This window comes from Rhodanobacter sp. C05 (assembly GCF_002001165.1).
In the GTDB taxonomy this organism is placed as follows: Bacteria; Pseudomonadota; Gammaproteobacteria; order Xanthomonadales; family Rhodanobacteraceae; genus Rhodanobacter.
Genome location: NZ_MUNQ01000009.1, coordinates 87060 through 112905, shown reverse-complemented (window position 1 = coordinate 112905; position 25846 = coordinate 87060). Strand labels below are relative to the sequence as shown.

At 64.0% G+C, this 25846-nt stretch carries 26 protein-coding genes and 1 tRNA gene; 16 read left to right on the top strand and 11 right to left on the bottom strand.

Annotated features, from left to right (window positions below):
* Positions 1-104: 104 nt before the first annotated feature.
* Together yeiP and B0E51_RS08510 are read right to left on the bottom strand one after the other, a co-directional pair.
* The gene (yeiP, locus tag B0E51_RS08515) at positions 105-668 is read right to left on the bottom strand and encodes an elongation factor P-like protein YeiP (protein WP_077444471.1); all 564 of its coding nucleotides are present in this window, start codon (positions 666-668) and stop codon (positions 105-107) included.
* Between the two features lie 39 nt (positions 669-707).
* Positions 708-1475, bottom strand: coding sequence for an SDR family NAD(P)-dependent oxidoreductase (locus B0E51_RS08510; RefSeq protein WP_077444470.1), 768 nt, complete (start codon positions 1473-1475; stop codon positions 708-710).
* Between the two features lie 252 nt (positions 1476-1727).
* On the opposite strand from B0E51_RS08510, the gene B0E51_RS08505 reads away from it, so the two are divergent.
* Together B0E51_RS08505 and B0E51_RS19820 are read left to right on the top strand one after the other, a co-directional pair.
* Positions 1728-2057, top strand: coding sequence for an RcnB family protein (locus B0E51_RS08505; RefSeq protein ID WP_077444469.1), 330 nt, complete (start codon positions 1728-1730; stop codon positions 2055-2057).
* 444 nt (positions 2058-2501) lie between these two features.
* Positions 2502-2666 (top strand): RcnB family protein, encoded by a 165-nt coding sequence (locus B0E51_RS19820; RefSeq protein WP_256364108.1) that lies wholly within the window; start codon positions 2502-2504, stop codon positions 2664-2666.
* Positions 2667-2743: 77 nt separating this feature from the next.
* Here the strand turns inward: B0E51_RS19820 and B0E51_RS08495 are convergent, their stop codons facing one another.
* From B0E51_RS08495 to B0E51_RS08465, 7 genes are all read right to left on the bottom strand, one after another.
* Positions 2744-3307, bottom strand: a complete 564-nt coding sequence (locus B0E51_RS08495; RefSeq protein WP_077444467.1) for a GNAT family N-acetyltransferase — start codon at positions 3305-3307, stop codon at positions 2744-2746.
* 13 nt (positions 3308-3320) lie between these two features.
* Positions 3321-3923 carry a YdeI/OmpD-associated family protein gene (locus B0E51_RS08490; RefSeq protein ID WP_077444466.1) on the bottom strand — a complete coding sequence of 201 codons (603 nt, stop codon included), beginning with the start codon at positions 3921-3923 and terminating at the stop codon, positions 3321-3323.
* A 7-nt stretch (positions 3924-3930) separates the two neighbouring features.
* Positions 3931-4419 (bottom strand): GNAT family N-acetyltransferase, encoded by a 489-nt coding sequence (locus B0E51_RS08485; RefSeq protein WP_077444465.1) that lies wholly within the window; start codon positions 4417-4419, stop codon positions 3931-3933.
* A complete protein-coding gene (locus tag B0E51_RS08480; RefSeq protein WP_077444464.1) occupies positions 4416-5735 on the bottom strand; it encodes an amidohydrolase family protein in 1320 nt (439 codons plus the stop codon). Before B0E51_RS08480 ends, B0E51_RS08485 begins: the two co-directional genes overlap by 4 nt.
* 61 nt (positions 5736-5796) lie before the next feature.
* Positions 5797-6699: a hydroxymethylglutaryl-CoA lyase gene (locus B0E51_RS08475; protein ID WP_077444463.1), complete on the bottom strand. Its 903-nt coding sequence runs from the start codon at positions 6697-6699 to the stop codon at positions 5797-5799.
* A 111-nt stretch (positions 6700-6810) separates the two neighbouring features.
* Positions 6811-8802 carry a biotin carboxylase N-terminal domain-containing protein gene (locus B0E51_RS08470; RefSeq protein WP_077444462.1) on the bottom strand — a complete coding sequence of 664 codons (1992 nt, stop codon included), beginning with the start codon at positions 8800-8802 and terminating at the stop codon, positions 6811-6813.
* Positions 8803-8946: 144 nt separating this feature from the next.
* Positions 8947-9747: an enoyl-CoA hydratase/isomerase family protein gene (locus B0E51_RS08465; RefSeq protein WP_077444461.1), complete on the bottom strand. Its 801-nt coding sequence runs from the start codon at positions 9745-9747 to the stop codon at positions 8947-8949.
* A 163-nt stretch (positions 9748-9910) separates the two neighbouring features.
* On the opposite strand from B0E51_RS08465, the gene B0E51_RS08460 reads away from it, so the two are divergent.
* From B0E51_RS08460 to B0E51_RS08450, 3 genes are read left to right on the top strand one after another with little or no spacing between them, the layout of a single operon-like run.
* Positions 9911-10153 (top strand): FeoA family protein, encoded by a 243-nt coding sequence (locus B0E51_RS08460; protein ID WP_077444712.1) that lies wholly within the window; start codon positions 9911-9913, stop codon positions 10151-10153.
* The gene (locus B0E51_RS08455) at positions 10150-11988 is read left to right on the top strand and encodes a ferrous iron transporter B (RefSeq protein ID WP_077444460.1); all 1839 of its coding nucleotides are present in this window, start codon (positions 10150-10152) and stop codon (positions 11986-11988) included. Before B0E51_RS08460 ends, B0E51_RS08455 begins: the two co-directional genes overlap by 4 nt.
* Positions 11985-12284 (top strand): DUF6587 family protein, encoded by a 300-nt coding sequence (locus B0E51_RS08450; RefSeq protein WP_077444459.1) that lies wholly within the window; start codon positions 11985-11987, stop codon positions 12282-12284. Before B0E51_RS08455 ends, B0E51_RS08450 begins: the two co-directional genes overlap by 4 nt.
* Before the next feature lie 285 nt (positions 12285-12569).
* Here B0E51_RS08450 and rpsT read toward each other — a convergent pair whose 3' ends face one another.
* The gene (gene rpsT / locus B0E51_RS08445; RefSeq protein ID WP_072760571.1) at positions 12570-12833 is read right to left on the bottom strand and encodes a 30S ribosomal protein S20; all 264 of its coding nucleotides are present in this window, start codon (positions 12831-12833) and stop codon (positions 12570-12572) included.
* A gap of 408 nt (positions 12834-13241) precedes the next feature.
* Between rpsT and B0E51_RS08440 the strand changes: the two genes are divergently transcribed.
* The 11 genes from B0E51_RS08440 (at position 13242) to B0E51_RS08390 (ending at position 23877) form a co-directional block, all read left to right on the top strand.
* Complete coding sequence (locus B0E51_RS08440) at positions 13242-14195, top strand: bifunctional riboflavin kinase/FAD synthetase (RefSeq protein WP_077444458.1); 954 nt, start codon at positions 13242-13244, stop codon at positions 14193-14195.
* Between the two features lie 102 nt (positions 14196-14297).
* Complete coding sequence (gene ileS, locus B0E51_RS08435) at positions 14298-17159, top strand: isoleucine--tRNA ligase (RefSeq protein WP_077444457.1); 2862 nt, start codon at positions 14298-14300, stop codon at positions 17157-17159.
* 188 nt (positions 17160-17347) lie between these two features.
* Complete coding sequence (lspA, locus tag B0E51_RS08430) at positions 17348-17848, top strand: signal peptidase II (RefSeq protein WP_077444456.1); 501 nt, start codon at positions 17348-17350, stop codon at positions 17846-17848.
* Between the two features lie 64 nt (positions 17849-17912).
* The gene (gene ispH, locus B0E51_RS08425) at positions 17913-18875 is read left to right on the top strand and encodes a 4-hydroxy-3-methylbut-2-enyl diphosphate reductase (RefSeq protein WP_077444455.1); all 963 of its coding nucleotides are present in this window, start codon (positions 17913-17915) and stop codon (positions 18873-18875) included.
* A gap of 146 nt (positions 18876-19021) precedes the next feature.
* Positions 19022-19097, top strand: a tRNA-Thr gene (locus B0E51_RS08420).
* Between the two features lie 276 nt (positions 19098-19373).
* The gene (locus B0E51_RS08415; protein WP_077444454.1) at positions 19374-19625 is read left to right on the top strand and encodes a hypothetical protein; all 252 of its coding nucleotides are present in this window, start codon (positions 19374-19376) and stop codon (positions 19623-19625) included.
* Positions 19618-19992: a hypothetical protein gene (locus B0E51_RS19590; protein ID WP_174570619.1), complete on the top strand. Its 375-nt coding sequence runs from the start codon at positions 19618-19620 to the stop codon at positions 19990-19992. Before B0E51_RS08415 ends, B0E51_RS19590 begins: the two co-directional genes overlap by 8 nt.
* A gap of 623 nt (positions 19993-20615) precedes the next feature.
* The gene (locus B0E51_RS08405; protein WP_077444452.1) at positions 20616-21416 is read left to right on the top strand and encodes a hypothetical protein; all 801 of its coding nucleotides are present in this window, start codon (positions 20616-20618) and stop codon (positions 21414-21416) included.
* A 404-nt stretch (positions 21417-21820) separates the two neighbouring features.
* The gene (locus B0E51_RS19190; protein WP_143525858.1) at positions 21821-22012 is read left to right on the top strand and encodes a hypothetical protein; all 192 of its coding nucleotides are present in this window, start codon (positions 21821-21823) and stop codon (positions 22010-22012) included.
* 777 nt (positions 22013-22789) lie between these two features.
* The gene (locus B0E51_RS08395) at positions 22790-23173 is read left to right on the top strand and encodes a hypothetical protein (protein WP_077444450.1); all 384 of its coding nucleotides are present in this window, start codon (positions 22790-22792) and stop codon (positions 23171-23173) included.
* Entirely contained in the window at positions 23170-23877 is a 708-nt protein-coding gene (locus B0E51_RS08390; protein WP_143525857.1) for a hypothetical protein, read from the top strand. The genes B0E51_RS08395 and B0E51_RS08390 overlap by 4 nt, the downstream gene beginning before the upstream one ends.
* 93 nt (positions 23878-23970) lie before the next feature.
* On the opposite strand, the gene B0E51_RS08385 is transcribed toward B0E51_RS08390, so the two are convergent.
* A complete protein-coding gene (locus B0E51_RS08385; RefSeq protein WP_143525856.1) occupies positions 23971-25494 on the bottom strand; it encodes a hypothetical protein in 1524 nt (507 codons plus the stop codon).
* Positions 25495-25846 lie beyond the last annotated feature (352 nt).

Here is a 25846-nt window from a genome sequence, read left to right as displayed (position 1 = left end):
GGCGAGAAGTGAGTAGAGAGGAGTAAGAAATGAGTATGGCAAAAACCGCGTGTCTCTCACGCTTTCACTCTCGCTTCTCACTCCTCATCCACTCGTTCCTGCTCTCAGGCCCTGCCCGCGAATTCACCGGTGAGCGTGTTCACCCAGACCTTCTCGTCGTTGCTGATGTATTCGGGCACCTGCACTTCGATGCCGCTATTGAGCCTGGCTGGCTTGTTGCGCTTGGTGGCGCTGGAGCCCTTCATTTCCGGTGCGGTGTCGACCACGGTCAGGATCACGCTGCTCGGCACCTGCAGGCCGACCGGTGCCTCGTCGATCACCTGCACGTAATAGCCCTCGATGCCTTCGACGATGTAGCCGGCGTTGTCGCCGACCAGTTCGGGCGAGAGCAGGTACTGGGTGTAATCCTCGGCGTCCATGAACACGAACGCGCCGTCATCCATGTACGAGAAGTTCGCCGCGCGGCGCACCAGGTCCATTTCCCGCAATTCGTCGTCGGCGCGCAGGCTGAGGTCGAACTTGCGACCGCCGGGGATCGAATACAGGGTGAAGCGGAAGGTGACGTTGCCGCCACGCGCGCTCGGCGAGCTGCGCTCGATGTCGCGCACCTGGTAGACGGTGCCGTCGTGTTCGACCACGTTGCCTTTCTTGACGTCGGAAGCTTTCATGCGATGGATTCGTATGGAGTGAGGTTGGAATCGGGAAGATTACTTCGGCTGCAGCCGCACGGCGCCATCGAGACGGATAGTCTCGCCGTTGACATAGCGGTTGCCGAGGATGAAGGCGACGGTCGAGGCGAACTCATCCGGTTTGCCCAGGCGTGACGGGAACGGGATCGACGCGGACAACGACTCCTGCACCTGCGGGGACATGCTGTCGACCATCGGGGTCCAGAAGATGCCGGGGGCGATCGTGGCCACGCGAATGCCGAAACGCGCAAGCTCGCGCGCCATCGGCAGGGTCATGCCGACCACGCCGCCCTTGGAAGCGGAGTAGGCGGCCTGGCCGATCTGGCCTTCGTAGGCGGCGACGCTGGCGGTGTTGATGATCACGCCGCGCTCGCCGTCCTCACCGGCCTCGTTGCCCTGCATCAGCGCGGCACCGGCCTTGGCCACGTTGAAGCTGCCGACCAGGTTCACCATCACGGTGGCGGCGAAGGTGTTCAGCGGCATCGCGCCGTCCTTGCCCAGCACGCGACCGGCGCCGAGGATGCCGGCGCAGTTCATCACCACGTTGAGGCCGCCCATCGCTGCATGTGCGGCGGCCACATTCGTGACCACGCCGTCCTCGGAAGTGACATCGGTGCGAAAGAAACAGGCGGTATCGCCCAGTTCCTTCGCGGCAGCCTGACCCTTCTCCTCGTTGACGTCGAACAGCGCGACCTTGCCGCCGTTCGCGACCAGATGCTGTGCTACCGCATGGCCGAGACCGGAGGCGCCGCCGGTGATGATTGCCTTGACCTGATTGAGCTGCATGGGGGTCTCTATGGATACCTGAAACATGAATGGTAACCGAGAGGCATGGCGACCACGAAGGGGCTGATGGCCAAACGTGAAGGCCATTCACCGGAATCTTCACGCGATCTTGGGGGTTGAGCGGTGATGTTGCAGGCAGGGCGGCGATGCCCCGGGCTCCTCAGCCCAGGCGGCAACGCCAGGCAGTTTATGGAAATCCCGGAGCAACACGGCTTCTCAAGGCTTTATGCCATCACCGAACGGAGTGTCTTTATGAAGAAGCAATTGGGTACGTGGTTGATCTGCGGTGCATTGATGATGTCAGCCTCGGCCGTGGTAGCCGCTCAACCGGTGGGTCAGGATCATCAGGACCAGAGCCATCGCAGCATGTCCGAGCGCGGCCATAGTGAAGGCTGGTACAAGAAGGGCGGTCATATGCCGACCGAGTATCGTGGTGGCTCCTATGCCGTGACCGACTGGCAGAGCGAGCACCTGCGTGCGCCGCCGCGCGGTTATCACTACGTGCGCAGTGACAACGGCGATTTCATCCTGGTTGCCATCACGACCGGTGTGATCGCGAGCATCATCGCCGGGCAGCATTGATCCACAGCCGCGCTCGCCATCACGGCGAACGCGGGTGACAGGTCCACCGCAAGGTGGGCCTGTCTTTGTATACGGAACACACGCACCGCGACGACCATCGGCTGAACGCAACCGGCTCATGGTGGAACATTTATCTGTCATTGAACGTTACGCGGCAATCATCCACGATGAGCCATGTGGTTGTGGATGTGGCTTGAAGCGTAAAACAGGTGTGTGGCTCTACTGCCATAGCGGCAGGCAGTTCGGCAGAACCTTGCCATCAATCAGGAGAGCGATATGAAGAAAGCATTAGGGACGCTCGTTATCTGTGGTGCCCTTGCAGTGTTGAGCGCACCGTTGCTGGCGCAGGACTACGGCAACGACCACCGTGATCATGGTCACGATCAGTATCACGGCATGCATGACCGTGGTCAGCATGAGGGCTGGTACAAGAGGGGTGGGCGCATGCCATCCGACTACCGTGGCCGCGAATACGTCGTGAGCGACTGGCGCCATGAGCGTCTGCGTCCGCCACCGCGCGGCTATCACTGGGTGCGCAGCGACAACGGTGATTTCCTGCTGGTCGCGATCAGCACCGGCATCATCGCTGACCTGCTCCTGCATCATTGAGCGAGTAGTCCGCGGTTGTCCGTTAGCCAAAGCCCCGCCATCACTGGCGGGGTTTTTTTGTACCGCCGTGTGGCTTGTCAGGACAGCAGGGCACGCAGCTCCGGCGAATTCCTTAATTGCGGAAATGAAATGACCGGTACCGGCATCGCAGGTGGTGCCTGCAACTCCTTTTGCCAAACGCCCACGTCCCACCATTGCCCCAGCTTGTAGCCGCACTGGCGCCATACGCCAGCCGCAGAGAAACCCATCGTTTCGTGCATCGCTACGCTGACGGTACCGGGCAGCGTTATCACGCCAACGGCCTGGGTCATGCCCTGCAGACGCATCACGTCCAGCAGCGTGCCATAGAGCCGGCGCGCGATACCGCGGCGATGTGCATCGCCGCGAACGTAAATCGAGGTTTCGGCAATCCAGTCGTAGGCCGCGCGCTCGCGAAAGCGACCGGCATAGGCATAGGCCAGCACCTCACCGCCTTCTTCCCATACCAGCCAGGGGTAATGCTGCAGCCGGGTGCGGATGCGCTCGCCCATCGCAGCGATACTTGGCAGTTCGGTCTCGAACGTGGCCACGCCATCGGTGATCGAGGGCGCATAGATCGCATGGATAGAGGTGGCGTCTTCGTCGCGGGCAATGCGGATCATCGGAAGCCAGCCTTCAGCATGTCAGGTATTTCCAGTTCCGCGGTTTGCCTTCGGCCAGCCATTCCAGCGTGGTGGCTATGCGCTTCTGGCGGGTGGTGTCGGTCTTCGCCTCGCCGATCCAGTCGACGTATTCGCGCTGCGCGCTGGGGCTGAAGCCTGCATAGGTCTTGCGCGCGGCCGCGTGTTTCTTCTGTGCGAGCAGGGCGGCAAGATCATCCGGCAAGGTCGGCGCTGGCTTCGCGGTGGCTTTCGGGCGCGCCAGTCTCACGCCGGCTTCGTTCAACGCCATCGCTTTCTTGATGTAAGCAGTGAGTTCCTTTTTGGACGGCAGATCCTTCAGCGTGGCGAGCTTGCCGAACTGGCCCATGCCGTCTTCGGCCGTGCTGCCGACGACTTGCCTGGACAGCCAGAAGCCAAAGCCGCAATGCTGCTTGAACGCAGCCATCATGCACATCGGCGCACCGTTGCAGCTGAAGAACGGCATGCTCCATTTCATGCTTTCCTCAACTTCGGGGCAGGCGGCATGCACCACTGCGCGGAGGTGTTCGAGGATCGGTCGGGCGAACTCGGCCGATTTGGCAATATAGGCATCGATGTGTGGATCGTGGCTGCTCATGGCTTGCTCACAGGTCGCGGATAAAGAAACGGTCGCAGCTGAAATGGCCGGTGCCACCCATCGGCGTGCACAATGGCGTGAAGCCGCTGCGCGCGTACAACGCTTGTGCAGCATCCATGCCGGTCAGCGTTTCCAGATAGCAGCGCCGGAAGCCATGCGTGCGCGCCGCGTCCAGGCAACGTTGCATCATCGCGCTGCCGGCACCGATGCCGCGCGCCTGCGGCAGGAAATACATCTTGCGCAGTTCGCACACGTCCGGCTCGGCGTTTTCCAGTGGCGCGATGCCGCCACCGCCGATCACCACGCCGTCGCGCTCGACCACGAAGTAGCTGGATCGTGGCCGCGTATAAGCTTCATACATGGTGTCCACCTCGGCATCGTGGATCGCGAAGCCGGGGCCGTCGGCACCGAACTCGGGCATCACGCTGCGGATGATCGCGGCCATCGCCGAGTTGTCGCGCGGCTCGATCGGGCGGATATGGAACGTCTCGTTCATGGCGTGGCTGCTGGGCTGCGGTAGGAGATGCCATCCTTCATCACGAAGACGGGATGCGCGAGGTCGTCGATCTGCGTGCTGGGATCGCCGGTGAACGCTGCGAGGTCGGCAGCCAGGCCCGGTGCAATGCGGCCGAAATGCTGCGACTGGCGCAGGATCTTCGCCGCCACGTCGGTGGCTGCATGCAGTGCTTGCGCCGGCGTCATGCCATCGGCCACCATTGCGGCGGGCTCGCGCCAGTTCTCGCCATGCGCGAATACGCCAACGTCGCTGCCGTTGCCGATCGTCACACCGAGCTTCAAAGCGGTGCGGAACGCACGTTCAGCCTCGCGCATGCGCGCCGTCGGCTTGCTCTTGCCCGGCACATAATGCTCGAAATATTCAGCGGTGGACTCGACCGCCGTAAGCGTCGGCTCGTAGGCGGTGCCGTGCTGCTTGATCAATTTGAAGGTCGCCTCGCTGGCGCCGTAGCCGTGCTCCACACTGTCCACACCTGCCTCGACCGCCATGCGCACGCCGGCATCACTGGCCGCATGTACGGCGACTGGACGGCCGATCTGGTGCGCGGTATCGACCAGCGCTTTCAGTTCCGCCGGCGTGAAGGTGGGCGCGGTGCTGCCGTCGGGGCCGACGCGATAGTCGCCGTAGATCTTGATCCAGTCGGCACCGCGTGCTGCCTGTTCGCGCACCGCCGCCATCGCGGCGTCGACGCCGCTGACTTCCTGCGCACCACTGGGCAGGTCGATGTCCGGGCGGAAGCCGCGCGGGCCGGGACCATAACTGGCGGTAGCGACGATCGCACGGGTCGCCACGAACAGGCGTGGGCCAGGAATCAGTCCTTCCGTGATCGCGCGCTTCACCGACACGTCGGCATAGCCGGCGCCTTCGGTACCCAGGTCGCGCAAGGTGGTGAAGCCGGCCAGCAGGGTGGACTTCGCGTGCGCGGCGGCTTCCAGCGTGCGGTAGTCCTGCGGCTCGGTCAGCACCTGATCGTTCCACAGCGTTTCGTTATACGGATGCAGGAACAGGTGTGAGTGCAGGTCGATCAGGCCGGGTGTAAGCGTGGTGCCGGGCAGCTCGATACGCTGCGTGCCGGTGGGTGCATGCACCGATCCGACGGGACCTGCCGCTGCGATCACGCCGTCGTGCACCAGCACTGCCCAACCGCGATGCGCGGCATCGCCATCGCCGGTCCACACGCGCTCGGGCAGCAGCAGCCAGTCGCCTTTTGGCGTGGCGGCCAGCGTGGGTAGCGCACACAACACCAGGAACAGCGCCGCTGCATGCCGCCACCATGTCGTCAGGTTTGCATGCATCGCTTCACCCCGTCAGTCGAAACCCGATGATAGCGACCGCGTACGGGTTTCCGCGAGACGTTCAGGCCGCCGCGGTGCGCGCGCGGGTGACCCGGCTGGCGGTGTCCTTGTGCAGCTGCCCGGCCAGCCATGCGCCGGTGGCGACCAGCAGGTCGAGGTCGATGCCGGTGCTCATGCCCATGCCATGCAGCATGTAGACCACGTCCTCGCTGGCGACGTTGCCGGTGGCGCCCTTTGCATACGGGCAGCCGCCGGTGCCGGAGACCGAGCTGTCGACCACGCGCGCACCTTCTTCCAGGCAGGCGAGGATGTTTGCCAGCGCCTGGCCGTAGGTGTCGTGAAAATGCACGGCGAGCGCACCGATCGGCACCTCCTGTGCGACCGCATGCAGCATCGCGCGCGCCTTCGCCGGCGTGCCGACGCCGATGGTGTCGCCCAGCGAGATCTCGTAGCAGCCCAGTTCGTACAGGCGCCTGGCGACGCGCACCACATCGCCGACCGGCACGTCGCCCTGATACGGGCAGCCGAGCACGGTGGAGACGTAGCCGCGCACCTTGACCTCGTCGGCCTGCGCCTGTTCGATCACCGGGATGAAACGCTCGATCGATTCGCCGATCGAGGCATTCGTGTTCTTGCGGCTGAAGGCTTCCGAGGCGGCGGTGAACACCGCGATCTCGGTGGCGCCGACTTCGCGCGCACGCTGATAGCCCTGCAGGTTCGGCACCAGTACCGGGTAACTCACGCCGGGCACCTTGCGGATGCCCGCGAAGACTTCGGCGGCATCGGCCAGTTGCGGCACCCACTTGGGGCTGACGAAACTGGTCGCTTCGATGGTGGTGAGGCCGGTGGAGGAGAGCCGATCGATCAACGCGATCTTCACATCAGCCGGCAGCAGTGTCTTCTCGTTCTGCAGGCCGTCGCGGGCGCCGACTTCGACGATGCGGACGTGGTTGGAAGCGTTCATGCGTGACTCCGGGAGAAGTGTCGTCATCCCGGCGAAAGCCGGGATCCAGCGTCTTTGTGGCCTTGCGGAGTCACTGGATTCCGGCTTTCGCCGGAATGACGGCGGTTAAAATCAGGTGTCGGCGAAACGCACCAGCACGGCATCGGCCTCGACGAATTCGCCCTGCGTGGCGTTGATGCTCTCGATGGTGCCTGCACGAGGCGCCTTCAAGGCCAGTTCCATCTTCATCGCTTCCATCACCAGCAGTTCCTGGCCTTGCTCGACGATGTCGCCTGCCTTGGTCTTGACCAGCACGATACGGCCGGGCATCGGCGCGATGATCTGGTTACCGCCGGCGGCGTCCTTCGATTCCCAGGCGAATGCCGCGGCACGAGCGAAGCTGTAGCGCTGACCATGCGCATCATGCAGCAGTACGTGGGCGGCATCGGTGCGCAGCGGCACGCGTAGCGATTCACCATCGAAGCGGGCGCTCAGATTGTCGTCGAGCAGACGCGCACCGCGCACCTCGCAAACCGCCTCGCCATGGCGTAGCTGATAGCTGTCGTCATGGCCATGTGCCTCGATGTCGTAACGCTGTTCGCGCAAGGTCAACGCGATGATTCGCTTGCCGGCGTGGCCGATGCGCCAGGCGTCGGCGCGCGCCCAGGGTGAGTGCGGGTCGGCCGCGGTGGTGTTGATGCTCAGCTCGTCATGGAGCAGGGCGGCAGTGGCCGCGGCGAACAGCACCTGATTCGTCGGCACCACCTCGCCGACCAGGAATTCTTCCAGGTGGCGATCGAGATAGCCGGTGTCGATGCGGCCTTCGACTACGGCCGGATGGCGGACGAGACGTTCGAGAAACCCGATGTTCGACTTCGGTCCGACGATCTCGCTGGCGGCCAACGCCTCGCGCAGCCGCTGCAAGGCTTGCTCGCGGGTGACGTCGAACACGATCAGCTTGGCGATCATCGGGTCGTAGAAGATCGTCACCGTGTCGCCTTCGATCACGCCGCCGTCGAGGCGGACATGTGACGACGGTGCAGGCAATCGAAGTGTTTGCAGTTTGCCGGAGCCGGGCAGGAAGTTCTGGTCCGGGTCTTCCGCATACAGGCGCACCTCGATCGCGTGACCATGTGCGTGGACTTGCTCCTGGCGCAGTGGCAGCGGCTGGCCGGCGGCGACGCGCAGCTGCCATTCGACCAAGTCCAGCCCCAGCGTCAGCTCGGTAACCGGGTGCTCGACCTGCAGGCGCGTGTTCATCTCCATGAAGAAGAACTCGCCGCTCTGCGCCACGATGAATTCCACCGTGCCGGCACCGACGTAGTCGACCGCTTTCGCCGCCGCGACGGCCGCTTCACCCATCGCCTTGCGGCGAGTGTCGTCGAGGAACGGCGAAGGGGTTTCCTCCAATACTTTCTGGTAGCGGCGTTGCGCCGAGCATTCGCGCTCGTTGAGGTGGATCACATGGCCGTGGGTGTCGCCGAACACCTGGAACTCGATATGTCGCGGATGCTCGACGTAGCGTTCCAGGATCACCCGCGTATCGCCGAACGAACTGGCGGCCTCGCGCTGGGCGGAGGCGAGCGCGTCGGCAAATTCCGCTGCGCTGCGCACGATGCGCATGCCCTTGCCGCCACCACCGGCTGCGGCCTTGATCATCAGCGGATAACCGGTCCTGTCGGCCTGCTCGGCAAGATGCGTCGTGTCCTGGTTCTCACCGTGATAACCGGGTACCAGCGGTACCGTGTGCTGTTCCATCAGCCCCTTGGCAGCGGCCTTGGAACCCATCGCGTCGATGCTCTCCGGGCGCGGGCCAATAAAGACGATGCCGGCATTCGCGCAGGCGCGGGCAAAGCCGGTGTTCTCGGAGAGGAAGCCGTAACCGGGATGGATCGCCTGTGCAGCGGACTTCTTTGCCACCTCGAGAATGACATCGCCGCGCAGGTACGAATCAGCTGGACGCGGCCCGCCGATCGGCCACGCCTCGTCAGCCAAGCGCACGTGCTGAGCGTCGCGATCGGCTTCGGAATACACCGCGATGGTGTGGATGCCGAGCCGACGGCAGGTGCGGATCACGCGGCAGGCGATCTCGCCACGGTTGGCAATCAGTACGCGCTCGAACATGCAGTGTTCCTGAAGACGATTTGTATGGGTGCAAAGTCAGTGAAACTAGCAGATCGCCATGTTGCAGCCGATGCGCAACGCAGCATGGTGCTGCGCATCTTGATCGGTTATCAGCCTGCAAAAATCCGCAGAGACGCCGGCGACCTATGATGTCGCGCTGTCTATCCAGGCAGGCACGCGCTTGTCGAGGAATGCGCCGAGCCCTTGCTGACCCTCTGCCGAGACGCGCAGACGGGCGATCAGTTCGGCATTGGTCTGGTCGATGCGCTCAGCCTGTACAAGGTCGACGCCGCCCATGCGCAGCACCAGTCGCTTGGCTTCGCGCCGGGCCTGCGGGCCGGCCTTGGCCAACAGCTCCAGTTGACCCTCGATGGCTTCATCCAGTCCGGTAGCTGGCACGACCGCATGCAGCAGGCCGATGCGTGCCGCCGTGGCAGCATCGAATACGTCACCGGTGACGAACAGCCGGCGCGCTTCGCGCAGGCCGATGGCAGCGATCACGTAGGGCGAGATCACGGCTGGCACCAACCCCAGCTTCACTTCCGACAGTGCGAACCTGGCGGTATCGACGCCAATCGCGATGTCGCAGCAGGCGACCAGGCCGATGCCACCGCCATAGGCGGCGCCATTGACGCGGGCGAGGGTCGGCTTGGACAGGAACTGCAGGGTGCGCATCAGCTTCGCCAGGCGCAGCGAGTCGTCACGGTTCTCGTGTTCGCTGGCTGCCGCCATGCCGCGCATCCAGTTCAGGTCGGCACCGGCCGAGAAACTGGCCCCGGCGCCACTCAGCACTACGGCATGCACGGCAGGATCGGCGTCGACCTGCATGAGTGCCTGCGTGAGCTCGGCGATCAGTACATCGTCAAACGCGTTGTGGATCTGCGGACGATTCAGGGTGAGCCAGGCAATGGCGCCGCGGCGTTCGCTCAGAATGGAGTGGGTCATCGGTCGTCCCTGCAAAGAGCGCCATGATAAACCGCCGCCACACCAGAGGACTTCAACACGGGGAGATCACGGCCGGCTGTGTCGACCAGGGTCAGGGCAGGGCGGATGCAGCAGGTGGATATTAGGTCTATAATGCGAACAATTCTTATTTGTGAAGCCGCCCGTGCGTCTGTCCGAATTGCCCAAAGGTGCTCCCGCCGTGGTTGACCGCGTGCACGATGCGCATGCGGCCGATCCGATCGCGCAGCGCCTGCGCGATCTGGGTTTTGTCGACGGCGAGCCGGTGCGCGTGGTCGCGGTCGGCCCGCTGGGCGCCGATCCGCTGCTGATCCAGATCGGTTCGACCCGGTTTGCGCTGCGCCGCAGCGAAGCGCAGCGCGTCACCGTGCGACAGGAGGCGGCATGAGCGCGTCGACCCTGCGCATTGCCCTGGTCGGCAACCCGAACTGCGGCAAGACCGCGTTGTTCAACCAGCTCACCGGCGGCCGGCAGAAGGTGGCGAACTATGCCGGCGTCACCGTCGAGCGCAAGGAAGGTCGTTTCACCGCGCCGTCCGGCAGGGTCCTGCAGATCCTTGACCTGCCGGGTACCTACAGCTTCGATGCGGCCAGTCCCGACGAGCAGATCACCCGCGACGTGCTGGAAGGCAATTACCCGGGCGAGGCGGCGCCGGACCTGATCATCTGCGTGGCCGACGCCACCAACCTGCGCCTGCACCTGCGCTTCGTGCTCGAGGTCAAGCGCCTGGGGCGGCCGGTGGTGCTGGCGCTGAACATGATGGATACCGCACGTCGCCGCGGCATCGTGATTGACGTGCCGGAGTTGCAGCGGCGCCTCGGCGTGCCGGTGGTGGAAACCGTCGCGGTGAAGCGTGGCGGTGCGCAGGCGCTGATCGAGCGGGTTGATGGCGAGATGCCGACGGCTGCGCCGGTGCAGCCGGATGATGCTGACAGTCGCACTGATCTGCACGCGCAGGTGCGTGAATTGCTGACCGCAACCGTGACGATGCCGCGTGCCACCGCCGAGATCGACGATGCACTCGATCGCTGGGCGCTGCACCCGGTGTTTGGTCTGGCGATCCTTGCGGCAGTGATGTTCCTGGTGTTCCAGGCGGTGTATGCCGCGGGCAAGCCGATGAGCGACCTGATCGGCGGCGGCTTCGGCTGGCTCGGGGAGCATGTCGCCGCGCTGATGCCGGCCGGGCCGCTGCAGAGCCTGGTCGCCAACGGCCTGTTCGGCGGCCTCGGCACCGTGCTTGGCTTCCTGCCGGAAATCCTGGTGCTGTTCCTGTTCATCCTCACGCTGGAGGAGTCCGGCTATCTGCCGCGTGCGGCCTTCCTGCTCGATCGCCTGATGCTGTCGGTGGGGCTGACCGGGCGCTCGTTCATCCCGCTGTTGTCGAGCTTTGCCTGCGCGATCCCCGGCATCATGGGCACACGCAGTATCCAGGACCCGCGCGACCGTCTGGCCACCATCCTGATTGCGCCGCTGATGACCTGCTCGGCGCGTCTGCCGGTGTATGCGCTGTTGATCGGCGCCTTCATTCCGATCCGTTACGTGTTCGGCGTGTTCAATCTGCAGGGCATCGTGCTGTTTTCGCTGTACCTGGTGGGCATCCTCGGCGCGATGGCGGTGGGCTGGGTGATGAAGCGCGTCCGCCGCGACAAGAGTGAACATGCCTTGCTGATGGAATTGCCGTCGTACCGGATGCCCAAGCTGCGCGACGTGGCGATCGGTCTGTACGAGCGCGGTGCGATTTTCCTGAAGCGCCTGACCGGCGTGATCCTGGGGCTGACCGTGCTGATGTGGTTCATCTCCACGTTCCCGTCGCCGCCGGCAGGGGCGACCGGGCCTGCCATCAACTACAGCTTCGCCGGTTACATCGGGCGTGGTCTGCAATACATCTTTGCGCCGATCGGCTTCAACTGGCAGATCAGCCTGGCGCTGATTCCGGCCTTCGCCGCGCGCGAGACCGCGGTGGCGGCGCTGGCCACGGTCTATCTGGTGGGCGGTGAGGCGGCCGGCGGGTTGGGTCATGCGCTGGCGGGGCAGATCTCACTGGCCAGCGCGCTGTCGCTGCTGGTGTGGTTTGCGTATGCACCACAATGCATGTCCACGCTGGCGGTGATCCGCCGCGAGACCAATTCCTGGCGCAATGTGGCGATCTCGTTCGGCTACATGTTCGGCATGGCTTACGCCGCGTCGTTCATCGTCTACCAGGTGACGAGGATGCTGACATGAGCACGAGCCTGCTGGTGCAATACGCAGTGATCGGCCTGATCGTGCTGGCCAGTGCGCTGATCGTGTTCCGCAAGCTGGCGCCTCAGCTCACCAACCGCTGGCTGGCGGCGGCTTCGATCCATTTCAGCCGTTCCGGCCGTGTCGCATGGGTGCGTGCTTTCGGGCAGCGCCTGCAGCCGAAGCAAGCTACCGGCAATTGCAGCGACGGTTGCAGCACCTGTGGTGCCTGCGGCCCGAAGCCACCGGCGGCGGCACGGGTACAGCCGATGCCACTGGAATTCCGCTCGCGACAGTGACGACACCGGCCGGTGTCCGGCCTCTGCTCCCCCTCTGTACCCCGTAAAGGGACTTCCTTCGGTCGCAGGGGGAGGTTGGGAGGGGGCTTTTGACTTTGTGGCGAAGAGCGCCCCCTCCCACCCAAGAAGGGATTTCCTTCGGTCACAGCCCTCCCCTGCTTGCAGGGGAGGGAGTACCCCTCGTGTTCGTAGCGGATGAGGGGCATACCTCTCCCAAGCTGCAGGTAGACACGAAAAAGCCGGCTTGCGCCGGCTTTTTCGTGCAACTCGAATCGCGCAGCCGGCTTACGCCAGTTCGCGGATCTTCGCGTTGAGGCGGCTCTTGTGACGGGCGGCCTTGTTCTTGTGGATCAGGCCGCGGGCGGCGTAGCGATCCATCACCGGCTGGGCGACGGTGAATGCGGCGATGGCGCCTGCCTTGTCCTTGGCCTCGATGGCCTTGACGACCTTCTTCAGGGCGGTGCGGACCATGGAGCGGGCGCTGATGTTGCGCAGGCGGCGCTGCTCGGACTGGCGCGCGCGCTTCTTCGCGGACTTGATGTTGGCCAAGGTAGAACTCCGGAATGCAGTGTTGAGGTTGGAAAAAGACGCCAATTATGCGGCCGATTTGCCGCTGCGTCAATCATTTAGGCGCCAGCTTGCCGCATGTATCTGGAACACAGGTGATCGTGGCGGCCATGACACGCATATTCTCGCACATTCGGACGGCCATCCTGCCGACAGGCGGCTGAAGGTTTGCGCGTCCAGTCCGTGAAACGGGAACAGCCGACCAGTCTTCCTGGATATCGGACGTGGCGGGTTTGCAATGAACTCTTCCGGCATGTTCCGTTGGCAGCTTCTGCTCAACAGTAATGAGTATGTCCAAGGGTTCTCAGTCGGTTCGCGGCATGTCGATCAGCACGGCGTTCATCATCAATGCGGCCTTAACGTCGCCGTTGTGCCCGTTATACTCACGCAATGATGAGACTTTCCAGGGATGTCGCGGGCGCTTGCCTGACGCCGCGCGGCAGCGTGATTGCGGTCGGTGCATTCGATGGCCTGCATCGCGGGCATCAGGCGCTGCTGACGCAGGTGTGCGAACGTGCTCACGTGCTGGATTGCAGCCCGGTGGTGGTGAGTTTCGAACCCTTGCCGCGGGCCTTCTTTTCAGCCGAACCGTTGCCGCGGCTGTCCAGCGTGCGCGAAAAGCTGCGCGGCTTCGCGGCGGCGGGCATCGAGCACACCCTGCTGCTGCGCTTCAATCAGGCGTTGACGATGATGTCGGCCGAGGACTTCGTGAGCCGTGTGCTGGTCGAGCGGCTGGCCGTGCGCGAAGTGTGGGTGGGCGGCGATTTCCATTTCGGCCACAAGCGCTCCGGTGATGTCGCGTTGCTGGAGAGCATGGGGACGAAGCTCGGCTTCACCGCCTGCACGATGCCGCCGGTACAACTGGACGGTGCCCGCGTTTCGGCCAGCCGGGTGCGCGCACTGCTGGCTGCCGGCGAGTTTTCCGGTGCGGAGCCGCTGCTCGGCCGCCCGTTCGTGATCGACGGCAAGGTGGAGTACGGCAATCAGCTGGGCCGAACGCTGGGCTATCCCACCGCCAACATCCACCTGCAGCAGCGGGTAAGCCCGGTGCATGGCATCTTCGCGGTGCGCGTCGGGCTGGGCGAGGGCGAGTGCAGCTGGCCGGGCGTGGCCAGTCTGGGCGTACGGCCCACCGTGAACCAGGTCAGTGAGCCGCTGCTTGAGGTGCACCTGTTCGATTTCGACGGCGACTTGTATGGACAGCGTATGGCCGTCGAGTTCGTCGCCAAGCTGCGCGACGAGCAGAAGTTCGACGGGCTGGAACCGCTCAAGGCGCAGATGGCGCTGGACTCCCGCCTGGCGCGCGAACTGCTGGGCATGAACCCGCGGCTGGTTGGAGCGTAATCGATGCCGGGCGGTATTCCGGTAAGTGCGCCAATCCATTAACTTTGAACTCTTTGTCCGTCGACTGGCGGACGGCAACACTTCAGTAACGGCATCCAGGCAATGACCCACGATTACAAGAGCACGATCAATCTGCCGCAGACGGATTTCCCGATGCGCGGCGACCTGCCCAAGCGCGAGCCGGCGTGGCTGGCCGAGTGGGAGCGGATCGACCGTTACGCGCAGATCCAGCAGAAGACCGCCGATCGCGACAGCGTCTTCGTGCTGCATGACGGCCCACCGTATGCGAACGGCTCGATCCACATCGGCCACGCGGTCAACAAGATCCTCAAGGACATCACGGTCAAGTCCAAGCTGCTGGCTGGCCATCGCACGCCGTACGTGCCGGGCTGGGATTGCCATGGCTTGCCGATCGAGATTGCAGTGGAGAAGAAGTTTGGCAAGCCGGGCGACAAGCTCGATGCCGCCGCGTTCCGGCAGAAGTGCCGTGAATACGCCACCGAGCAGGTCGACGCCCAGCGCACCGACTTCAAGCGACTGGGTGTACTCGGTGACTGGCAGCGCCCGTATCGCACGATGGACTTCACTTACGAGGCCGACATGCTGCGCGCATTGGCATGCATCGTGTCGAACGGTCACGTGGTGCGCGGTGCAAAGCCGGTGTACTGGTGCTTTGACTGCGGCTCGGCATTGGCCGAGGCGGAAATCGAATACGGCGACAAGGTTTCACCCGCCGTCGACGTGGCCTATGACGCCGTCGATCCGAAAGCGCTGGCAGCGAAGTTCGGCGTGGATGCGGGCGATGCCATTGTCGCCATCCCGATCTGGACCACCACACCATGGACGCTGCCGGAAAGCCAGGCGGTGTCGCTCGGTGCCGGGCTGGAGTACGCGCTGATCGAAGGGCCGTCCCGCGACGGCAAGCGCGTGTTGCTGGTGATCGCCAGCGCGCTGGTCGACAAGGTGGTGCAGCGTTACGGCCTTGAACATGCGGTGGTGCTTGGCCACGCGACCGGCCAGGTGCTGGAAGGTACTCAGCTCCATCATCCGTTCTATCCGCGCGTCGTGCCGGTGATCCTTGGTGAGCACGTCTCGGCCGAGGACGGTACCGGTGCCGTGCATACCTCGCCCGATCACGGCGTCGAGGATTTCGTGGTGGCGCGCGAATACGGCATCGACCTGCTCAACTACATCGAGTCGCGTGGTACCTATCGCGCCGATACGCCTGCGGCCGACGGTCTCGAGCTGGCCGGCATGCACATCTGGAAGGCGAACGACGCGATCGTCGATCTGCTGCGTCGCCGTGGCGTGCTGCTCGCCTTCGCGAAGATCGAGCACAGCTATCCGAACTGCTGGCGCCACAAGACGCCGGTGATCTACCGCACCACGCCGCAGTGGTTCATCTCGATGGAGCAGGCGGATCTGCGCAAGACGGCGCTCGCCTCGATCAAGGACGTGCGCTGGGTGCCGGGCTGGGGCGAGGAGCGCATCGCCGGCATGGTGGCCGGGCGCCCGGACTGGTGCATCTCGCGCCAGCGCACCTGGGGCGTGCCGATCGCGCTGTTCGTGCACAAGGCCACGCAGGAGCCGCATCCCGATTCCGTGGCACTGCTGGAGCAGGTTGCGAAGAAAGTGGAGCAGGGCGGTGTCGATGCGTGGTTCACGCTGGATGCGGCCGAGCTGCTCGGCGATCAGGCGAACGACTACGAGAAAGTCACCGATGTGCTGGACGTCTGGTTCGATTCGGGCGTTACGCACTTCGCGGTGATCGGCCAGCGCCCGGAGCTGCAGCAAGGCACGGCCAAGCATTACAAGGTGATGTACCTGGAAGGCTCCGACCAGCATCGCGGCTGGTTCCAGTCGTCCTTGCTGACTTCGGCGGCGATTCACGGACGCGCGCCTTACAACGATGTGCTCACGCATGGCTTTGCGGTGGATGCGAACGGCCGCAAGATGTCCAAGTCGCTGGGCAACGTGGTCGCGCCGCAGAAGGTGATGGATACGCTCGGCGCTGACATCCTGCGGCTGTGGGTGGCCTCGGCCGATTACCGCAACGAGATGACCGTCTCTGACGAGATCCTCAAGCGTGTTTCCGACACGTATCGGCGCATTCGCAATACGGCGAAGTTCCTGCTCGGCAATCTGGATGGTTTCGACCCGAACAAACATCTGGTGTCGGTCGAAGACAGCCTGCTGCTGGACCAGTGGGCGATTCAGCAGGCGTATGACGTGCAGCAGGCTGTGCTGGCCGCGTACGAGCGTTACGACTTCCCGGAGATCGTGGCGCGCGTGCAGAACTTCTGCACCAACGAGTTGGGTGCGCTGTATCTGGACATCACCAAGGACCGGCTCTACACCATGCCGACCGACAGCCATGGCCGGCGCAGCGCGCAGAGCGCGATGTACCGCATCGCCGAGGCGCTGGTGCGCTGGCTGGCGCCGGTGCTGAGCTTCACGGCTGAGGAGATCTGGCAGCAGTTGCCGGGCGAGCGTGGCGACAGCGTGCTGTTCGAGACCTGGTACGAAGGGCTCGCCGCCATGCAGAACTCACCGGAGCAGCGTCGCTACTGGGCCGACCTGCTGGCGATCCGCGACACTGCTTCTCGCGTACTCGAAGGCATGCGCAAGGCCGAGCAGATCGGTGCCGCGCTGGAGGCGAAACTGGCGATCCATGCCGATGCCGCCACGGTGGCGCGCTATGCGCCGATGGCAGACGAGCTGCGTTTCTTCTTCATCACGTCGGAGCTGCGCCTCGATCTGGCTGGCGGCCAGCCGGAGGATGCAGTGCTGACCGAGCTGGAAGGCGCCGATGTGTGGGTGTCGGCCACGGTCAGCGATGCGGCGAAGTGCGTGCGCTGCTGGCATCGTCGCGATGATGTTGGCAGCCATGCCGAACACCCCGAGCTGTGCGGCCGCTGCGTGAGCAATGTCGAAGGCCCGGGCGAAACGCGTCGCTGGTTCTGATCTCGATGTGCTCCCTCCCCTGCGAGGCAGGGGAGGGCTGGGGAGGGGTGGCTCTTGAGTTTGTCTCTCTAAAGTCAAAGGCGAACCCCCTCCCAGCCTCCCCCTGCCATGCGTGGGGAGGAGCAAATCCAGGTTCTCCAGTACGCAATGCTTCAATCCATTTGCCCATTACCGAGCCCCAACGCCTCATGACCACCAAACCCAACGCACTCGTCTGGCTGTGGCTGTCCGCTGCCGTCATCGCGCTCGACCAGCTCAGCAAGTGGTGGGCGGTGCAGGCATTGCAGCCGATGGGCATGCCGCACGCGGTGATCCCCGGATTCCTGAACTGGACACTGGCGTTCAACCGCGGCGCCGCATTCAGCTTCCTGGACGATGGCAGCGGCTGGCAGCGCTGGTTCTTTGTGCTGCTGGCGCTGGTGATCAGCTCGGTGCTCGTGGTGTGGCTGACACGTACGCCACGCCGTGACTGGCGTACCGGCGTGCCGCTGGCGTTGATCGTCGGTGGCGCCATCGGCAACGTGATCGACCGTCTGCATGCCGCGCAGGTCACCGACTTCATCCAGGTGTATTTCCGCCAGTGGAGCTACCCGGTGTTCAATCTGGCTGACTGCGGCATCACGGTTGGTGCCGTGCTGCTGATCGTATTCGGGCTGTTCGCCGGCAAGTCTGCGGGCAGCATGCGATAATTCCAACTTCTCGTCATTCCGGCGCAGGCCGGAATCGCTTGTCGAGATTCCATCGAGGGCTGTTGTGGACATTCTGCTCGCCAATCCCCGTGGCTTCTGCGCCGGCGTCGATCGTGCCATCGCCATCGTCGAGCGTGCGCTGGAATCGTGGGGCGCACCGATCTACGTGCGGCACGAGGTGGTGCACAACCGCTACGTGGTCGACAAGTTGCGCGCCGATGGCGCGGTGTTCGTCGAGGAGCTGTGTGAAGTGCCTGATGGCGCCACGGTGATCTTCAGTGCGCACGGTGTGTCACAGGCGGTGCGCGAGGAAGCCGAGCAGCGCCACCTCAAGGTGTTCGATGCCACCTGTCCGCTGGTCACCAAGGTGCATATGGAAGTGGCGCGGCTGGGCCGCATCGGCCGCAGCGTGGTGCTGATCGGCCATGCCGGCCATCCGGAAGTCGAAGGCACCATGGGTCAGTGGAATACAGCCAGCACCGGCGAGATCCTGCTGGTCGAATCACTGGAATGCGTGGATACGCTTGCACCGAAATTCCCGCATCAACTGTCGTATGTCACCCAGACCACGCTGTCGGTGGATGACACCAAGGCGATCATCGAAGCCTTGCGCGTGAAGTTCTCCGACATCGAGGGGCCGCGCAAGGACGACATCTGCTACGCCACGCAGAACCGTCAGGATGCGGTGCGCCGGCTCGCCGACGCCGTCGATCTGATGCTGGTGGTCGGCTCGGTCAACAGCTCCAACTCCAACCGTTTGCGCGAACTGGCGGAGAAACAGGGCGTGCGCTCATTCCTGATCGATGGCGCCGAACACATCGAGCGCAGCTGGCTCGACGGCGTCAGGCGCATCGGTCTCACGGCCGGTGCCTCGGCTCCGGAAAAGCTGGTGCGCGATGTGATTGCCCGCTTGCAGTCCTGGGGTGCCGGTGAAGTGCAGGAGCTGGATGGCGAGCCGGAGAACATTACGTTCGCGTTGCCCAAGGAATTGCGCATGGTCGGCGGCAATACCGCAGCCAGCCTCTGATTCAGCCGCCGACTTCGCCTGGATTGTCGACCGAGACCGAGTCGTGGCGAATGCCATGGACACGACAACAGTTGGCGCAGCATCGGCAAAACCGGGCCTCATGCTTGCGCCAGGCATGTGCCACACCGTAAAATCCGCGGCTCTTTGCCGGAATAGCTCAGTTGGTAGAGCGGCGCATTCGTAATGCGTAGGTCGTAGGTTCGATTCCTATTTCCGGCACCAAGATTTCCCTTTAAAAACAGAGGTATGCGATACCATCGCATACCTCTGAATACTTTCAGATACCACGAAATACCGGCGTGGTTGTGCCAAATTTGTGCCAGCATGCCCACCGTCGTAGGTGTATTGCGGTGCGTCGAGGTAGTCGGTAGGATCGATCCCGAATCGCGGCTCGTCGAGCGCGTAATCGCTACCCCCAAACTTTCTGGGCCGTAGCGCTTGCGCCGGCGGCCTTGCTCGTTCGCGCGCCAGCGCACGGCCTCACCACGTGAGGCACATATGGACGAGTACATTGGGTTGGCCTGCTTGGCCGCCCTGCTGCACTGCTCCCCGCAAACCATCATCAATAACCGCTCACGCGCGCCTTGGCGCGTGCCGCCGACCTGCACGCCCGCGGACACGCGGCGACTGCTTTGGCGCCGCATCGACGTCGACGCCTGGCTGTCCCGCCAGGTGCAACCGGCGGCCCAGCCACCGCGCCGGCCGGGCCGCCCGCGTAAGGTGGCGGGCAAGGCGGTGCGCCATGGCTAACGCCACGACCCCGTCGCATGGCATTCGGCCGATGCTCACCGTGGAAGATCTGGCCGCCGTGCTGCGGCGCGCGCGCTCAACCATCCTGTCTGATTTGCGGCGCGCGCAGCATCGAGTCCCGCCAACGTGTACCCCGCGCGGCACGAGGAAGCCGCTCTGGCGGCCGGAGGATGTGGAGGCGTGGCTGCAAGCTGCTGTGGGGCAGGTGCCGGCACGCAAGGAACGCCGCCGCTCCGCGAACGCGGCGACCACAGCCAAGCTCGCCGCCGAGATCTCCGCCGAGCTCGAAGCTTCGGCGCGGGTGCAGGGGGCGGGCGCGCCCCCGCCCGGGGAGCCGGCGCAGCCGGGGCTGGAGGCCTCCGCGTGACTACGCGGACAGGGGGAGCCGCCGCAGGCGGGGGAGCCGGCAGGCTCCACACTTGCTGCCCCGCAGCAAGCGCTGGGGGAGCCGCGAGTCGAGGGCGTCGGGCAAGCGGAGCGCGACCCGACCCCAGGCCGACCCCCGTCGGCCGGTCGGCTCGTGGGGGGCCAGCCGGCCCCCCGTCCCCGACTCGGAGAGGCGGGCACCTCCCTTTCAGTCAAAGGCGCAGCCGGAGACGCGCATGAAAGGGGGGTGCCCGCCCCTTGGGGGCGGGGACGGCGCAAGGAGGCGGAGCCGACGCGCAGGCCCGGAGGGCCGAAGGCAGTCGAGGCCGTGCGGCCTGGCGGCAGCCAGGCGCGGGCTAGGGCGCCAGCCCGGCCGGGGGGCTTCCCACCCCGGCAGCCTGCGGCACCGCTCGGTTTCGGCTGCTGGTGCGCCCGCGCACCCGCCTGGCTCTTGGCTGCGCTTCGGGCGCGGCGACCTCGACACGTTGGGGCCTCTGCATCGCAATGCAGCGCCCATGCATCGCGATGCAGAGGCCCCAACTCGTGAAACCGACCGCCGACGCCGTTACTCCCACTCCACTCTCACACCAGTCCCGCACCACTCTCACCAATTCGGAGGCTCACATGGCCAGCAACGACGCGAAATTTTTGGCCGCCGTAGTTTCATCCGGCGGCGTCATCACGTGGCCGGTCGCGCTCGTCCTCGGCGGTCACTTCGGTCTGTCACAGGCCACTGTGCAGCGCGTCTTGCAGCGGTTGGTCGAAGCCGGCGCGATGCACCGCACAACCATTGTCGGGGAGAGATCGAACGCCTGGCTGACCACGCCGGCCACCGCCTCGGCCTACGAGCGGCCGGCCGCAACGCGGTTCCTCGGCAGGGGAAATCCGGGCGCCACCTGGTCTCCCGGCCCGACCCTTCGGCACGACCAGCTCGCGCTGATAGCTACGTTTGGATTCACGCGCGCGGCCGACGACGAGGAGGAAGCCACCGCGTCGCCCGAGGCCGAAATCGAAACCCAGTACACCAGCACCGCCGGGCTGCACGTTCCGGATGGCGCCTTCGTTTTGCACCCAGGCGGCCAGATGGAAATATGCGTCGGCGTTGAGGTCGAGCTAAGCAAAAAGTCCGGCGGTGCGACCGGCAAGAACAGCACCGCCTGGGCGCGATCGCTGGCCCCCTCGATTCTCGATCGGCAGGCCGGTGCCGGCACGCGCATCCTTGCACTCGATCGCGCCATCGGTGCCACGTTGCTCGTGGCACCGCGGCGCTTGGCCGTCCTCATTCGCAACGCGGTTTGGCGCGAGGCCGAGGAACGCGGTTGCGACCCGGGTTGGATCTTCTGGGCCGAGCCCGAGCCGGGCCGGCTTGAGCTCGGCCAGATGAAAATCTGGCACCTGGAGTTCGCCGAGCCACCCGAGGATTGACCGCAGACAGGGCACCCCGCTGCGCGTGGCGCTCCTGCGCCGATACGTCGCCGCGCGCCGCTACGCGACACGCATCGCCAACGGCGCCCGTGTGCGGGCCTGCGGGGATTCGGCCGCGAGCGCGGCCTGCTCCCCCACGTGGCTACGCCGCGTGGGTCCCCCTTGGCTTTCGCAGTTCACGCAGTCAAGGGCCACTTCGGCCCGTGTCAGTCGGGATTTTTTTCGCGGTGAAGCCCTGCGAAATAAATCCCTCCATCCCGCGCCAGCCTTCGCTGCGCGCTTCGCGCGCCCTCCTTGACAGCATGCCCAGCTCCAGCCGCCTCGGTCTCCATACCGAAGCAGCAGACGGCCCAAGGGCCACTGCTGCTTCGGCACTCACGACCACCAAGAGAGAGGCACACACCGTGAACCACATCACCGACACCTGCGCGAACCTGGCTGCCATCGTTATGGGCGTTGTGGCCTCGGCGCCCGCACGCCTCCTGGGCGGTCTTTTGCTGGCCGCTGCGGTGCTGGTTGGGCTCCATGCCGGCCTGCGCCATATGGTCGCGGGCCAGGAGGCCACCTCTGCCCAGGTCGCCCAGCTCATCCGATAGGGGCGACGCGGGGGTGTGGGGGCAAAGCCCCCGCGGATACGCCCTTTTGCTGTCGGTAACGCCGCGGCCCTTCACCCAGCCCGCTCCTGCGGGCTGCGCCGACCACCCCATCGCACCCACCGCATGCCTCCCCCGCAAAACCCGCTTTTGTGCTTTGCAGTGCTGCGCTATGCAGGGCACTGCCCCAGCGAGTGTCGTGTTGTACCTCGCGCGCGGTATCTCGCTTCGTAGCTACAGTGCATTGTTTCAAAAGCTGCTCGCCCTGAAGGGCGAGCGGCTCGACGCCGAGTGACAGCGGAGCTGTCACCCGACCCCGAGCGTGACTCACCACGGCGGCGGGGAAAAGTTTCGGGAGCGTGGATCAAGGGCGGGCAGGAGGCCCGCCCCAGGCCGGCGCCGAAGGCGACGGGGCGGAGCCAGGGAAGGCGAAGGGCAGGAGCTTTATCTGTATAGATATTTCTATTCCGCGCGCTCGCGCGCGAGGCACTACACGGTGCAAGTCAGCATAAGGCCGCAAATGCCGACTTAGACAAAGGCACAACACGACACTCACTGGGGCAGTGCCCTGCATAGCGCGGCACAGCGCGTCACTTCAACACTATGTTTTTACTGTTGTTTTATCCGAAACGTGCTGCTAAAGTCGTTCTCGAATTGCTCCCGTCGAGCATCGTTTTGGCATCCCCTAGGAGGATGCCTCATGCGGACGGGGCGACCAGCTCGCCCCAACCCCGGGGCCTCGGAAGAGGCCCCGGGGTTTTTCTTCAACGGGGGCGCCTAATGGAAAGTCAGAATCAGAAGCTGTTTGAGTTGCTGTTGGCCCGTGTGGCCGCCGGGGACATGGCCCCGGTCTACCTCGGCGAGTTCGCCGCCGCCGCATCGCTTCCATCGCGCCTCCCTCCGATCTTCGCCTGGCTGGATCATGCCGGCGACCTGCACATTTGCGCCGACCGCGCCACGATCGCGCGGATCTGCATGCGTGAATCCATCCGCACCGGGCTGCTTGTGGCCTTTGGTGACGCCGAGGTTGAACTGGCCGTGTCTCGGTTCTGCGACCTGGTCGTGTCAACTTGGGCGGCGACCAGGATCGAGCACCCCGCAGCCGCTCGCGAACTCAAATCAGCCAAGCAGCGCGCAGCGCTGCGATGGAGTGCCGCCCGATGAAAACAACTTTCCTCGCACTGGCCTGCCTGGTCACCGCCTCGGCCGCTGCCCAGACGGTCACCACGCCCCCGCGCGCCATGTCCAGCCAGCAAGAAACACCGGGGGTCGATTCGACCTTCCAGGGCGACGTGGTGCCCAACACGCAAAGCAGCTCCATCACAATCAACACCGGCGGCGGGGCGCCCGCACCAGCACCGGCACCGGCACCGGCCCCCACACCCGCGCCAGCATCGCTGCCGATCAATGGGGGGCGCTACATGGCAGCTTGCGCTCCCATGGGCAGCGGTGGCACTTGGTCGTGCGCCGCCCAGCTCTACATCGAATTTGACCCGAGTGGCACCTACGAGGTAGTACGGGAGGTCAACACCAAGACGACAACGGTGGCATCGGGCGTCTGGCTACCGTCAGGTGATTCGGCATCAAGCTATGTAATAACTACGACGCCGGCCGTTACCGTAGATTCGAATGGAACGAATGGATCTGTGTCGTTCTACAACACGATCGGCGCAGGGAAGTCCATGAGCAGTACGCAGACGATCGGTCTCGGCACGTTGTTCTATTACCGGGGACCGTCCTTGCCGAATAACGTCAACGGAGGGTTGGGAGCGGAAACCATCGCCATCACAATCAAGAACACCTCGACCGGCGTCACGCTGATCGCCACCGTGAAGATCGTTGCTTCGGCCGACGCAAGTGGATCGTAGTCATTCATCACTGGCCGCTTTTGGAGGGGCGTGGGGGCGCGGATACGCCCTACTTCCATGTGGCACGGCTCCCCGTGGCGAGGTGATCGTTTCTCAGCAGGGCTGTGTAAAACCTAGATGCGGATTTGTACTTGAGACCGGCTCTTCCAGCTTGCGAACTGGAAACCCGGGCGTGAAGTAATCTACGTAGCAGTCGCTTCCCGCGCTGATACGGAGGACGATGCGCGCGAATATGTTCATCAGCAGCTTGATGTCCTTGATCAAGCCGCGATAGTCCTCAGTGCCGGTTCCATGAGCAGCGTCATTGCGTCGGTTCCAGGCTTGAATTTCTTCTTGCCCCATTGGCAATTTCAGCGCCTCGAAGAAGCGCTCGTTGATCACTCGCTGAGACGGACTGTTCAGATTCGCAACCTTTTTACCCAACTCGGCCTTCACGCTATCGTCAACGCTCATCTGAGCTACCAATGCTTCAACACCCGTCCTCAAAAAGAGAAAATTCTCTCGCGACATCAACTTGGTGTTGTATGCGTTTGGATAGGCATCTGCGTGAGCCGCCTGTAGTGCTTCGATGGCTGCGCCCACCTGGACGGCTTGGCTGTGCAGGGCGGAACAAAGGCCGTACCAGTACAACCAGCTGACATGGAGGAAATTGAGGGCATCGTAGTGGGTGAACAAGCCCTTTAGCAGGCGCGTCGTCACCCGCTCGTTGACCATGATATAGCGCCCTTCGAATAGCGGCGCGGGCGGCAAGCCTACGTATGCATATCGCGTATGATCGGCATTAAACCCCGCAACAACCTCAAATCCACATCGGACAGAGTCCGTTGTCAGAAGGCTATACCCAAGGTAGATCAGCGGCCGGCCAAATGCGTACGAGAGACACTCGCGAAACTTGCGCCTGAACTCAGCGGGGGCCTGTCCTTGATACAGAATGTAAGCTTGGCCCCGCTTGCTTCGATCTGATGCGCCTGGGATCTCTCCGAAGATAATCTCGCGATCCTCGATGGTGATGCGATAGCAATGCCCGTAGTTGCCGCCACTGGATGACGACCGAATCTCAATTGATTTCTGGCTCCCTGGAAACGATAGTACAGAGGCCTCCTCGTCCTTCACGTTAAATGAGTGGGGCAATGGACCGTGTAGTTCCGCATTGTTTATCCACTCGAACTGGAAACCGACAACGTCAGTGGCGTTTGGGGACTGCACGATGGTGTGCACCAAGGAGCGCTCTTCGTATCGTGTGATAGCTTTGGCGAAATTAGATGTGCCGCTGAGGCCGAATGGCACCACTCCCCCCAATATCACGGTCCCTGTGGGCCCACTCAATTCAACTACATCCATTGCTGGGCCGACCGTTCCGGCCCGTGGCCCGGCTATCATGGGCCCTACCTGCTGTGGCGTGGTCGGGAATGGTGTCTCGGAGATCGTAAGCAATTCGATCTGGTGGTCATCGGTACGCCTGATCGTGAACGCGAGGACGGGTCCGCGAAGCGGGCCTGGATCGGAGACTACCCACGTTGGAGTGTTCAGGATCTCCTCGAACCGCTCACCCTCCCAAACGGCCTTCATGCGGACACGGTCCTGTTGCTTTGTCTCGTCGGCTTCTGCATTCGTCATCGCCATTCATCCACCAATTTCTAGTCGCATGATATCGGGGGTAAACCCCAGGTCCGGCGTATCAACAGCGGAGCCGTTGATAGGGAGCAGCCCAGTGATCATGATCGGCCGGATTGATCATCGCTGGTAGACCTGATCATCTTCGGCAAGGTGATAACCACCGGGTGAGTGATCAGCGCGGAGCGCTCCTCTGATCAGGCGTCATCGGTCCCGTGATGCATTCTCATCGGTGCACGCACCAGAGACACCGCCCACCGTCATCGAGCCCGCTCCAGCCGGCTGCGCGCTCCCAGCCCCCACCTCATCGCTCTCTTGGCGAACCTGCTATTTTCTGGCAAATCCTTGCTACTTA

What these genes read in the sequence shown, in the direction of transcription:
- B0E51_RS08385 (WP_143525856.1), bottom strand. Translation starts at nt 25,494, where the DNA reads ATGACGAATGCAGAAGCCGACGAGACAAAGCAACAGGACCGTGTCCGC.
- B0E51_RS08465 (WP_077444461.1), bottom strand. Translation starts at nt 9,747, where the DNA reads ATGACCCACTCCATTCTGAGCGAACGCCGCGGCGCCATTGCCTGGCTC.
- B0E51_RS08485 (WP_077444465.1), bottom strand. Translation starts at nt 4,419, where the DNA reads ATGAACGAGACGTTCCATATCCGCCCGATCGAGCCGCGCGACAACTCG.
- B0E51_RS08450 (WP_077444459.1), top strand. Translation starts at nt 11,985, where the DNA reads ATGAGCACGAGCCTGCTGGTGCAATACGCAGTGATCGGCCTGATCGTG.
- B0E51_RS08455 (WP_077444460.1), top strand. Translation starts at nt 10,150, where the DNA reads ATGAGCGCGTCGACCCTGCGCATTGCCCTGGTCGGCAACCCGAACTGC.
- B0E51_RS08440 (WP_077444458.1), top strand. Translation starts at nt 13,242, where the DNA reads ATGATGAGACTTTCCAGGGATGTCGCGGGCGCTTGCCTGACGCCGCGC.
- lspA (WP_077444456.1), top strand. Translation starts at nt 17,348, where the DNA reads ATGACCACCAAACCCAACGCACTCGTCTGGCTGTGGCTGTCCGCTGCC.
- B0E51_RS08415 (WP_077444454.1), top strand. Translation starts at nt 19,374, where the DNA reads ATGGACGAGTACATTGGGTTGGCCTGCTTGGCCGCCCTGCTGCACTGC.
- B0E51_RS08510 (WP_077444470.1), bottom strand. Translation starts at nt 1,475, where the DNA reads ATGCAGCTCAATCAGGTCAAGGCAATCATCACCGGCGGCGCCTCCGGT.
- B0E51_RS19590 (WP_174570619.1), top strand. Translation starts at nt 19,618, where the DNA reads ATGGCTAACGCCACGACCCCGTCGCATGGCATTCGGCCGATGCTCACC.
- B0E51_RS08390 (WP_143525857.1), top strand. Translation starts at nt 23,170, where the DNA reads ATGAAAACAACTTTCCTCGCACTGGCCTGCCTGGTCACCGCCTCGGCC.
- B0E51_RS08470 (WP_077444462.1), bottom strand. Translation starts at nt 8,802, where the DNA reads ATGTTCGAGCGCGTACTGATTGCCAACCGTGGCGAGATCGCCTGCCGC.
- B0E51_RS19820 (WP_256364108.1), top strand. Translation starts at nt 2,502, where the DNA reads ATGCCATCCGACTACCGTGGCCGCGAATACGTCGTGAGCGACTGGCGC.
- ileS (WP_077444457.1), top strand. Translation starts at nt 14,298, where the DNA reads ATGACCCACGATTACAAGAGCACGATCAATCTGCCGCAGACGGATTTC.
- B0E51_RS08395 (WP_077444450.1), top strand. Translation starts at nt 22,790, where the DNA reads ATGGAAAGTCAGAATCAGAAGCTGTTTGAGTTGCTGTTGGCCCGTGTG.
- B0E51_RS08490 (WP_077444466.1), bottom strand. Translation starts at nt 3,923, where the DNA reads ATGAGCAGCCACGATCCACACATCGATGCCTATATTGCCAAATCGGCC.
- yeiP (WP_077444471.1), bottom strand. Translation starts at nt 668, where the DNA reads ATGAAAGCTTCCGACGTCAAGAAAGGCAACGTGGTCGAACACGACGGC.
- B0E51_RS08475 (WP_077444463.1), bottom strand. Translation starts at nt 6,699, where the DNA reads ATGAACGCTTCCAACCACGTCCGCATCGTCGAAGTCGGCGCCCGCGAC.
- B0E51_RS08480 (WP_077444464.1), bottom strand. Translation starts at nt 5,735, where the DNA reads ATGCATGCAAACCTGACGACATGGTGGCGGCATGCAGCGGCGCTGTTC.
- B0E51_RS08495 (WP_077444467.1), bottom strand. Translation starts at nt 3,307, where the DNA reads ATGATCCGCATTGCCCGCGACGAAGACGCCACCTCTATCCATGCGATC.
- B0E51_RS08505 (WP_077444469.1), top strand. Translation starts at nt 1,728, where the DNA reads ATGAAGAAGCAATTGGGTACGTGGTTGATCTGCGGTGCATTGATGATG.
- B0E51_RS08405 (WP_077444452.1), top strand. Translation starts at nt 20,616, where the DNA reads ATGGCCAGCAACGACGCGAAATTTTTGGCCGCCGTAGTTTCATCCGGC.